The sequence below is a fragment of the Geitlerinema sp. PCC 9228 genome (assembly GCF_001870905.1).
GTDB lineage: Bacteria > Cyanobacteriota > Cyanobacteriia > Cyanobacteriales > PCC-9228 > PCC-9228.
Genome location: NZ_LNDC01000092.1, coordinates 1 through 9,819 on the forward strand (window position 1 = coordinate 1; position 9,819 = coordinate 9,819).

The 9,819-nt window shown below is 50.9% G+C and carries 8 protein-coding genes; 4 read left to right on the plus strand and 4 right to left on the minus strand.

The window, feature by feature from the left end:
* Positions 1-313 precede the first annotated feature (313 nt).
* Positions 314-2,971 carry an EAL domain-containing protein gene (locus AS151_RS07710; protein WP_139240568.1) on the plus strand — a complete coding sequence of 886 codons (2,658 nt, stop codon included), beginning with the start codon at positions 314-316 and terminating at the stop codon, positions 2,969-2,971.
* A gap of 3 nt (positions 2,972-2,974) precedes the next feature.
* Here AS151_RS07710 and AS151_RS07715 read toward each other — a convergent pair whose 3' ends face one another.
* The 4 genes from AS151_RS07715 to AS151_RS07730 form a co-directional block, all read right to left on the minus strand.
* On the minus strand, positions 2,975-3,793 hold the full coding sequence (locus AS151_RS07715) for an A24 family peptidase (RefSeq protein ID WP_071516468.1): 819 nt from the start codon (positions 3,791-3,793) through the stop codon (positions 2,975-2,977).
* 18 nt (positions 3,794-3,811) lie between these two features.
* Complete coding sequence (locus AS151_RS07720; RefSeq protein ID WP_084639454.1) at positions 3,812-4,078, minus strand: hypothetical protein; 267 nt, start codon at positions 4,076-4,078, stop codon at positions 3,812-3,814.
* A 641-nt stretch (positions 4,079-4,719) separates the two neighbouring features.
* The gene (gene folB, locus AS151_RS07725) at positions 4,720-5,079 is read right to left on the minus strand and encodes a dihydroneopterin aldolase (protein ID WP_071516470.1); all 360 of its coding nucleotides are present in this window, start codon (positions 5,077-5,079) and stop codon (positions 4,720-4,722) included.
* 9 nt (positions 5,080-5,088) lie between these two features.
* Positions 5,089-6,504 (minus strand): glycoside hydrolase 100 family protein, encoded by a 1,416-nt coding sequence (locus AS151_RS07730; RefSeq protein ID WP_211517556.1) that lies wholly within the window; start codon positions 6,502-6,504, stop codon positions 5,089-5,091.
* A gap of 266 nt (positions 6,505-6,770) precedes the next feature.
* On the opposite strand from AS151_RS07730, the gene AS151_RS07735 reads away from it, so the two are divergent.
* From AS151_RS07735 to AS151_RS07745, 3 genes are all read left to right on the plus strand, one after another.
* Positions 6,771-7,625: a M15 family metallopeptidase gene (locus AS151_RS07735; protein WP_343327422.1), complete on the plus strand. Its 855-nt coding sequence runs from the start codon at positions 6,771-6,773 to the stop codon at positions 7,623-7,625.
* Between the two features lie 108 nt (positions 7,626-7,733).
* Positions 7,734-8,414, plus strand: coding sequence for a Uma2 family endonuclease (locus tag AS151_RS07740; protein ID WP_071516474.1), 681 nt, complete (start codon positions 7,734-7,736; stop codon positions 8,412-8,414).
* A gap of 133 nt (positions 8,415-8,547) precedes the next feature.
* Positions 8,548-9,660: a Gfo/Idh/MocA family oxidoreductase gene (locus tag AS151_RS07745; RefSeq protein ID WP_071516471.1), complete on the plus strand. Its 1,113-nt coding sequence runs from the start codon at positions 8,548-8,550 to the stop codon at positions 9,658-9,660.
* The last annotated feature ends 159 nt before the right edge of the window (positions 9,661-9,819 follow it).

A 9,819-nucleotide genomic window follows, 5' to 3' on the forward strand; every position in this document is an offset into this window, starting at 1 on the left:
ACGGCGGCTAAAGCCGCCCGGGTCGCTTTTCATCCCTGCTTTAAAAAGTCAGGGCTTTCAAGCTCCCGATTCACGCCGTAAAAATTTTTGCCGATCGCGTTGGCTTATCAAAAGTTAGACTAAGAAAATAGTTCACCTCAAATTCATCTACTCTCGTTCGGCACCATCGTTTTCCAATACCGTCATGGTTTGGATATATTCATTGACGAAATCCCAAAATGCTCGGTCTCCATCGAGACCCCAACCACAGGCAACCCCAGGATACCAGTAGCATGAGTTGCCCAATCTAGGCCTCAACAACCAACTTCAATTTATGGAAAAGCACGAAGAACCAACCAACTTTATTAGCTTGCAAGTGAAATGGCTTGTCGGTTTGACAGTCTTATTGGGGATGGTGTTCTTTGTTGCCTATAAAAGGCAAAGTTCCTTTGCGGTGGCTGAGGCCAAAGAACGCCTGCAAACGGACATGCAAAACACATTGCAAGGGGCAGCAGCCGGCACGAACGTTCGGGATTTGCTGCTTTTATCCCAACAGGGGCAAGCCAACGAGAACGGATTTTCGGACAATCCGCGCTACTGGTCGCAGTTGCAATGGCTGCATCAGGTGCATCAAATCGAACCCACTGCCCGATTGTATACCTACCTACCAGCCCATGGGAGCAGCGATCGCAGCCATCCTGTCGCCGAGGGGAACCGCAAGGTCATTTTCGTGGTCGATGTATGGGCAAAAAACGATCCCGAAAAAGCATTTAAGTTTTTGCAATCCCATACCGCTCCCCCCGAAATGCTATCTGCTCTGGAAACGGGGGAACTGGTACGGCGCTTGGAACCTTATACGCGCAACCACCGCCGCTGGATCGGCATGTATGCCCCCCTGAAAAATGAAGCTGGCGAAGTGGTGGCTGGCATCGGTATCGAAGTTCCTTGGCAGGAACTACAGCAAATTCAGCGATCGCACGAACGCCGATTGTTGGTGGCCTTGAGTGTGGGATACGTAGCGATTTTGGGCTTGGTCTTTATCCCCGTACGCATATTTGCCCGGCGTTTGATGGCGTTAAAACAGACCGCAGAATCTATCGGGCGCGGCAACTACGAACGTCACTTGCACGATTTGGGGCGCAGCCGGTTTCCCGATGAGTTACACCTGCTGGCTCAAGTTTTTCAAAAGATGTCCGAGCAAATTACCCAGCGGGAGAAGTTTTTGCAAGCGATTGTGGAAGACCAAACCGAATTTATTTGTCGGTTCTTACCCAACGGCAAACTGACTTTTGTTAACGATGCCTACTGCCGCTATATGGGCAAATCTAGAAACGAACTGGTGGGGAAAAACTTTTTTGTATCTTTCTCTCAAAACGACCGAGCCATTACTTTCAAGCATCTCTCTACCCTCACCCCAAAAGAAAACTCCCGTACCATCGAACAAAGCATCACTGGCGAAGACGGACAAACCTATTGGAAACAGTGGAACATTCGCGCCATATTCGACCGGGAAGGTAGACTTCACGAGTTTCAAGCTGTAGGACAAGATATTAGCGATCGCAAACGTGCAGAAGAACGCCTGCGCCACAATACCCTCCACGACCCCCTCACCAAACTCCCCAACCGTTTTCTATTCCTCGATCGCTTGGAACGTTGCTTGCAACGCTACCAACGACAATCAGGGGGCTTGTTTGCAGTTCTTTTCTTAGATGTAGACCGTTTCAAAAAAATCAACGATAGTTTGGGTCACGTGGCGGGCGATGCTTTCTTACAAGCGGTTACCCAACGCATTCAGAATTGCCTCGACTTTGGCGATACCCTGGCTAGAATCGGCGGTGACGAGTTCGCCATCCTCATAGAAGAAATTCCCAATCCCAACTACGCCAGGGAATACGCCCGCAGAATCCATCAAGCCATAGCTGTTCCCTTTGATATTGATGGCCACGAAATTTTTGCCACCATCAGCATTGGCATCGTACTCGACCATTCCCGCTACGAAAAACCCGACGATTTGCTGCGGGATGCCGATATTGCCATGTACCAGTCCAAAAGTCGCGGCAAAGGGGGCTACCAGGTTTTTACACCGCAGATGCACACTCAAAATGTCACCCGCATTTCCCTGGAACAGGAATTGCGTCAAGCCTTGCGCAAAGGAGAAATTCAAGTATATTACCAAGGCATTTTTTCCTTACACCACGGGCGGCTGTCGGGGTTTGAAGCATTGGTTCGCTGGCAACATCCCGAAAGGGGGTTAATTTCGCCGGGGGAATTTTTGCCGGTGGCAGAAGAGTCGGGGTTAATCGTTCCCATTGGCTGGTGGGTAATGCGGCGGGCTTGTACGCAAATTGCTCAGTGGCAATCGGAGTTGGCGTGGAGTTTGCCTTTAACCATTAATGTGAATTTATCCCAACAGCAGTTTTTCCAACCGGATATGGTGGAACAGGTGGCCAAAATTTTGCGGGAGTCGGGGTTACATTCCCGGTGTTTGCGCCTGGAGGTGTTGGAAAATATTGTGGTGGAAAACGAAGCAGCGGCGACGGAGGTTTTGGCGAAACTACGGGAGTTGCAGGTGCAAATCAATATCGATGATTTTGGTACTGGGTATTCTTCGTTGAGTCGCTTGCAGTGTTTTCCCGTAGATGCGTTAAAAATTGACCGTTCTTTCGTGCGCAATATGGAAACCCACGCGGAGAGTTTGGAAATTGTGCGGGCGATTATTACTTTGGGACATAATTTGCGGTTGGATGTGGTGGCAGAGGGGGTGGAGAATATGCAACAGGTGGAGCAATTGCGATCGCTGGGATGCGATTACGTTCAAGGATTTTTCCTCTGCCATCCCCTCAACGATGAAGCAGCCAAGGAAACCCTGTGGGCGTCTGCTGCTTATGTTTATAAATCCCGCAGAAAAAAAAGCAAACGCAAGCAGGCTTCCCCACCTTCTGCCAAGGGAAAAAGCTATCCGTTCCGCGATCGCAACCGGCCCAACACCTAGCCTTCAAAACGGGAAAAATACTCTCAAGTAAGCAGCCATCAAAGCTTCTCCCCACAAAGCCGCGATCGCTGCCCCCACCGCCAAAAACGGACCAAAAGGAATGGGCGAGCGACGGTCGATTGCTCGCAAAGCGATCGCGCCACCCCCCACAAACGCCCCTCCCACGCAAGCCAAAAAGCCGCCCACCAACAGCAATTTCCAACCCAACCAAGCCCCCATCATCGCCGCCAACTTGGCATCGCCACCGCCCATAGCCGTTCTGCCAAACGCCACCGACCCTACTACGGTGACAATATCCAGCAGCCAAATCCCCACCACAGCCCCCAAAATCCCCGAAAACAGAGCCGCTAGCATCCCCGGCAGCGACCCCGTTGTCTGCCATCCCAGCCCCATTTGAAAGACCAATCCCAACACCAATCCCGATTCTGTCAGCGAATTGGGCAGGGTCATGGTATCCAAATCGATAAAAGCCAAAACCAACAGCCAACTAATAAAAACCCAGTAGCTAACTGTATGTAAAAAATCTGGTGCCTGTAAAAACACCAACAAAAACAAAAAACCCGTCAGCGCTTCTACCAAAGGGTAGCGAATGGAGATAGGGGCGTGGCAGTGGGCGCAGCGCCCGCGTAAGTAAAACCAAGCGAATACCGGTACATTTTCCCAAGCACGTAGTTTGTGCAAACATTTCGGGCAGCGGGAGGCTGGAAACAGCACCGATATGCCCGCAGGCAAGCGACCAATGACAACATTAAGAAAACTGCCGATGGAAGCTCCGAAAAAAAAGACAATGCCCCAAATTGGTAAGTAAAAAAGCGTCTCCATTGCCAGAAAAAACCAATTTTATCTGCGAGAATCTGGTTCTAGGTGAGAAAAAGGTACAAAACACTCTTGGGGAAGCAATGCAGGCTGGCGATAGAAAATTAACTGACCGCGCAACGTATAGCAATCAATCGCCACCCCGAGGGGGTCGGTTGTGTGGTTGGGATGGGCTTCCTGATAGGCACGATAAATTTGCCGTGCAGCTCGAAGCACGGAAGGATCGAACAAAGGAGGAACATTGCGATCGCTGTGTTGGTTTTCTGCGGGTTCCCAAGTCGTATACACCACCACCCTGCCTTACTATGCGCGTCATCAGACGGAGGAAAAAAAAGAGGATACAGCCACTTTTGGGCGTGCTTGGCTTGATTGTAGCACGATTGTGGTGGGGGATTGGAGTGGGTGTATCAGGCGTACCGAGCGTGGCAGGAAGCAATTCATACCAAAATCTGTACGGCGAAAACCCGAAAAACTTCACATCAACCGAACGCATAAGCATAACCATCCCTTTGGTGAATTGGTTGGCAATACCTGTGGCTAATTCCCCCACACCCGACCCGATTGCGTCGTAACAATCGTTGTTTTTCAGAAATGGTATTAGGCTAACGGCACTGCCTTCCCCCTGGTAGAGCTGTATAACCGTTAGCGACAGGGGGACAAACACCAAAAGTACTTGTCGGTGCCACGACCCTAAAAACGTAGCCTCAAAGGGCGAAGGGCTGGTAGCTACCTGAAGCTGGAGGCAGGAAGCCCCCGTGCTTCAGCCGGGGGTGCTGACCTGAGGGTAGTTTGCTAGCTGCAGTCTTCTTCGGTCTTTTCTGTTTAAAGACCCTCTGTGGTTTGTACGCATTGGATGGCGATCTTTGTATATCAGATTTGGGATCGTTGCATTTTTTCTATCTCAATCTGCCATGCTCCCACACCCGGTGCGCCTAACGAACTTCCCGATTTAACTCAATAGTAATCCGACCGCCGAAGTCGGGAATTGGTGGGGCGAGTTTGGTAACGCGAACGTTGGCTTGTTGGACCTGAGGGGATTCCAAAACTGCATCAGCGATCGCGCCAGCTAGGCGTTCGATCAGGGAGAACTTTGCACCTTGGACCAGTTCTTTCACCCGAGCAATGGTCTGGCGGTAGTCGAGGGTATCTTCAATGCGATCGCTTTGGCTGCAGGTGCCTAAATCCACCCCCAGCCGTAAATTCACCTCAAACCATTGTCCCAAAACCTGCTCTTGGGGCAAAAATCCCGTGTACCCGTAACAGCGAATTTGGTTAATTTCGATAAAATCCATTTCCCCAAACTACATCGGACAAGCGATCGCTTCTGTATCTTCCTCTAAAGTTAGCATAGAAGCATACGCCGGATTCTCCAGCAACGACTGCGCCAGCAAAAACCCAGCCACAGTCCAAGTTTGGTACTTGCGGGATTCGCGACCGACGAGGCGGCCATTTTTGGCATCGTAATACTCCGGCCACTCATCCAACGCCAAATTGGCAGCGGCTATATCCAACGCCTTCGCCGCCAATTCCGTACGTCCCATTTTTTGTACCGCAGCCGCCAAAGGCCAGAGCAACACCGGCCAGCTACCCCCATTGTGATAGGACCAAGGGGGATTTTTCGGGTCACAACCAGTCACAATCTCCCATTCCGTACCAGCGATCGCGGGGAAACAAATTTTCAAAGGCATGCTGCCAATCAAATCGTCCCACTTCTCAGCCAGCAAATCCATAATATACTCAGACTGTTCCTGAGTTGTCAGGGAAAACATCACCGACAGCAAATTCCCCTGGGAAAAGAAACGAAAATCAATGCGACCCGGACCCAAATTACCAATTAAATAGCCACCGCGGTCGGGAATCCATTCTGTCAGCCACAAAGGAATCGACTCGGGAAAAATATTAAATTTATTAGCCACACACTCGCCAAATTCATTTCCCTTAAAGCGATGAATGCGATTGAGGCGGGGCAAGTCGATCCAGTAATATTCCCGCATGTGGTACAGAAGGCTCACCAAACGGGTATTGATAGCTTCCCGATATAGCTTTCCCGAATCGTTCTCGGACAGCAGTTCCCTAGCCGCGCGCAATGCCCCGTAAAACAATGCCTGAATTTCCAACGGGTGACCGTACACGCCCATGCGGCGGTCTACCATAAACGAGCCATCGGGAACCAATAGGGTGGGGTACATTTCAAAACGAGGCACCAGGCACAATTCTAAAATTAACTTCAGCCCCTGTTGCACCGATGGCTGGCGGGCAAAGGCCAGATCTCCAGTGGCTTTGACGTAAGCACGCAGCAGCAAAATCCACCAAAAACCAGCATCCACAGGCGGTACCCTGCCGATGGCTTGGTCGCCAAAATCCGCACTTAACTGTTCTTTGCCATCTTTGGTTTCTACTTTGAAGCTTGCCGGCATCAATCCCGGGGCTGGCTTAAAGCAATCCATTTGTTTTTTTTGATTTTGCAAAGCCAGGGTTTCGGTTAAAAAATTCCGCACGATGTCTGTTTTCCCTTGGGTAAGGAAATACAACCCCGCCGGGATAAAATCTCGGACAAAACACTGGTCGTAGTTGAGGGCTTCGGTTTCGTTGTCTTGGGCGGCGACTGTGCCCACCGGGCGACCTTGGTAATAAACAATGGAGGCTTCGAGAATTTGTTCGGCGCACTCTCGTAAAGTCATGCGTGGTTTTTGTTGAAGTTGGCAAGTGCTATCCATACATTTGCTTGCAGGCTGCGACTGGTTGTCCGGTTCTAGGCAAAATGCACCAGACGACAACCGGTTGAGTATACAATTTTTAACATTAGCAATCAAACGGTATTTTCTACCAGCAAACAGAGAGAAATCAACGTGGATATTTCCCTGTATGGGGCGTTGGCGTGGTTTGGCCAAAATGGGGAAAATTTCCCACCGCCAGCCAGGCCGCAAAACCGTACTCTAGTATAAAATTTCCTTGGAGTTGGTCTTTGGGTAGGAATTGCTGCTTGAATCAAACTGATGGTGCCTCTGGCACCGACTCGCAAAACCATTCTTCGGAATCTTCTTTGCCGACATCCCCGCGAAATATGGACGATATTCCAGAAGCCATTCGGGAAGCCGCCGACATGCAAACCAACCAGCGATCGCCCAAAGTATGGCTGGTGGGTGGTACGGTGGTGGGCATTTTTGCTTTGGGCGCTGGAATGATTTGGGCGGTTTGGCCCCTTTCTGCCCCCGAATCCCCAACAGCCAGCAGCAACCAGTCTTCCCCGGAAACGGTTGCTTCCCCCTCTCCCCAACCCAAAAACACCATTACCACCCAACCAAAAGCCGATGGAACGCTTTTAGGACACCATCCCTACGAAGAAGCCCCCCAAGAAGACTTGGTGCCTGTGGTGGCCGATGGCAGTGTCTTGTTGCGCGCGGCAGCTGCGGAGAAATTCTTGCAAATGCAGAAAGCAGCCCGTGCGGATGGAGTGTATTTGGTTCCCCTATCGGGATTTCGCTCCATAGAAGACCAACAATACCTGTTCTTTGAAGTGAAAGCCCAACGGGGGCAGGTGACCACCGAACGGGCGGAAGTTAGCGCCCCGCCGGGATATAGCGAACACCACACTGGTTATGCCATTGATATTGGCGATGCCGATGCGCCGGCTACCAATGTGACCCAAAAGTTTGAAAATACGACGGCGTTTGCGTGGTTGCAAGAGCATGCTTCCAAATACCAGTTCGAGCTTTCTTTTCCCAAAGACTCCCAACAGGTAAGCTACGAACCTTGGCACTGGCGTTTTGTGGGCAATCGCCATAGTTTGGAAACGTTCTACCAAAGCCGTCAATCACCGCCGGCTGCCGAGCAATAGCTTTGGGGAAACTCCCCCTTTTTCAGCGAATCCCTACGGAAGGGATCGCTGCGATTGGCGTTGGATTGGTACAATGAAACCACCGATTTGAGATTTTCTCGGAAACTTATGGTGCTCGGAACAACCTCACGCCAACCGGTTCCGAATTCTTTGTATTGCAAGCGTAACGGAAAACCAGTGGCTAATAACACCAAGCAATTTCGCTGGATCGTGCAGCTTTACCAAAACCTAGACTGGATGTATGCAGACCACCTCGATGTCTTGGTGGCGGGAAATTTATTTTGGTATCCCGTAGAGGAAAGACCCGATATTGCTACTTCTCCCGATGTCATGGTGGTATTTGGCAGACCAAAAGGCGATCGCGGTTTTTACCTGCAATGGAAAGAAGACCAGGTATCGCCGCAGGTGGTTTTTGAAGTCTTTTCTGCTTGCAACTCCGAAGCAGAACAGTCGCGGAAACTGTTATTTTACGATCGCTTTGGGGTGCAAGAATACTATTCCTACCACCCCGAAACCAACGATTTGTACGGTTGGTGGCGTCGGGAAAGGAAGCTGGAAGCGATTGAACCCATTGCCAATTGGGTTAGCCCCCAGCTAGGCATTCGCTTCGATCTGTCTGGAGACATGCTGCGCATTTTTCGACCTGACGGGCAGCCGTTTGCTTCTTATGCTGAGGTCAACCAACGGTTGCAACAAGAACGTTCTCGCGCCCAACTGGCAGAAAGGAAGCTCTCCCAAGTAGAAGCTTTGCTGCAACAATATCGCAAAAAGTTTGGCGAGTTGCCCTAGGGAGTCCCTGGGGCAATAAGTATTTGCACTCATACCCCGTGGAAGCGGTTGGCGTTTCCCCTGTTTTATACGGATAATGGGGGCGAACGCTCTTCGCCCCTCGAAATTTAGGCAGTAGACAGTTATTTCGATCATGAGTAAAGATATTGGCGTTGCCGTTATTGGAACTGGATTCGGCAAAAAAGTTCACATTCCCGGTTTTCGCGAACATCCCCGTACGCGCGTGGTAGCGGTTTACCACCGCAATATCAATAAAGCTACCCAAATTGCTTCGGAAGAACAAATTCCCTATGCCTGCGATCGCGTGGAAGATATTCTCTCCATGTCGGAAGTTCGGGGGGTCAGCATTGCCACCCCACCCTTTTTGCACTACGAAATGGCCAAGCAAGTGCTACAGGCGGGCAAGCATTTAATTCTGGAAAAACCCATGACCCTGAATGTGGGGGAAGCTAAAGAACTGTATCGCATTGCCCAAAACACCGGTGCGGTGGTAACACCAGATTTTGAATACCGCTGCGTTCCCACTTGGCAAATGCTGGCGCAGTTGCTGGAATCAGGCTATGTCGGGCAAAAACGTTTTATCCAAATTGACTGGATTATGGCCAGCCGCGCCGATGCCAACCGCCCTTGGAATTGGTACGCCCTGCGGGAAAAAGGTGGTGGCGCTTTGGGGGCCTTGGGTTCCCACAGTTTTGATTATATTCCGTGGCTGTTCGGTCCGGTACGGCGCTTGCAAGCGCAGCTAAAAACCACGGTAACATCGCGCCCCGATCCAGAAACTGGCGATCGCAAAACTGTAGATTCCGACGACGTGGGCTTTATTAACTTAGAAATGGCCGATGGGACTCCCTGTCAGTTTACCCTCAGTTCCGTAGCGTACCAAGGACGGGGGCATTGGGTAGAAATCTACGGCGATCGCGGTACTTTGGTTTTGGGCAGTGGCAACCAAAAGGACTACGTTCACGGTTTCCATCTGTACGGTAGCCAGGATGGATCGCCCCTCGCAGAAATGGCCGTCGCCCCAGAATACGAATTTTCCCACACTTATAAGGATGGCAGGCTGGCACCGTTTGTGCGCATTGTCGATCGCTGGGTACAAGGCATTGACAGCGGCAAACCTGAATTGCCCACCCTACGAGAAGGGGTATATTCCCAACTGCTGATGGACCTCACCCACGAGTCGAGCGATCGCCAAGAAGTGGTAGAAGTGCCGGCGTTAGAATCGATTTTGGGCAGCGATCGCTAGCCAGCCCAATAACCCACCAATCGCTCCTCCCACTCCCTCCAGCCACTGCCCCCCTGCCCCAACGTACAACTTTTTTTTTGACACTCTCACGAATAGAATTCGTGAGATTCTCGCTTCATCGGGTGTGCCTAGATAGATTCGCTATGCTAACCCATCCCC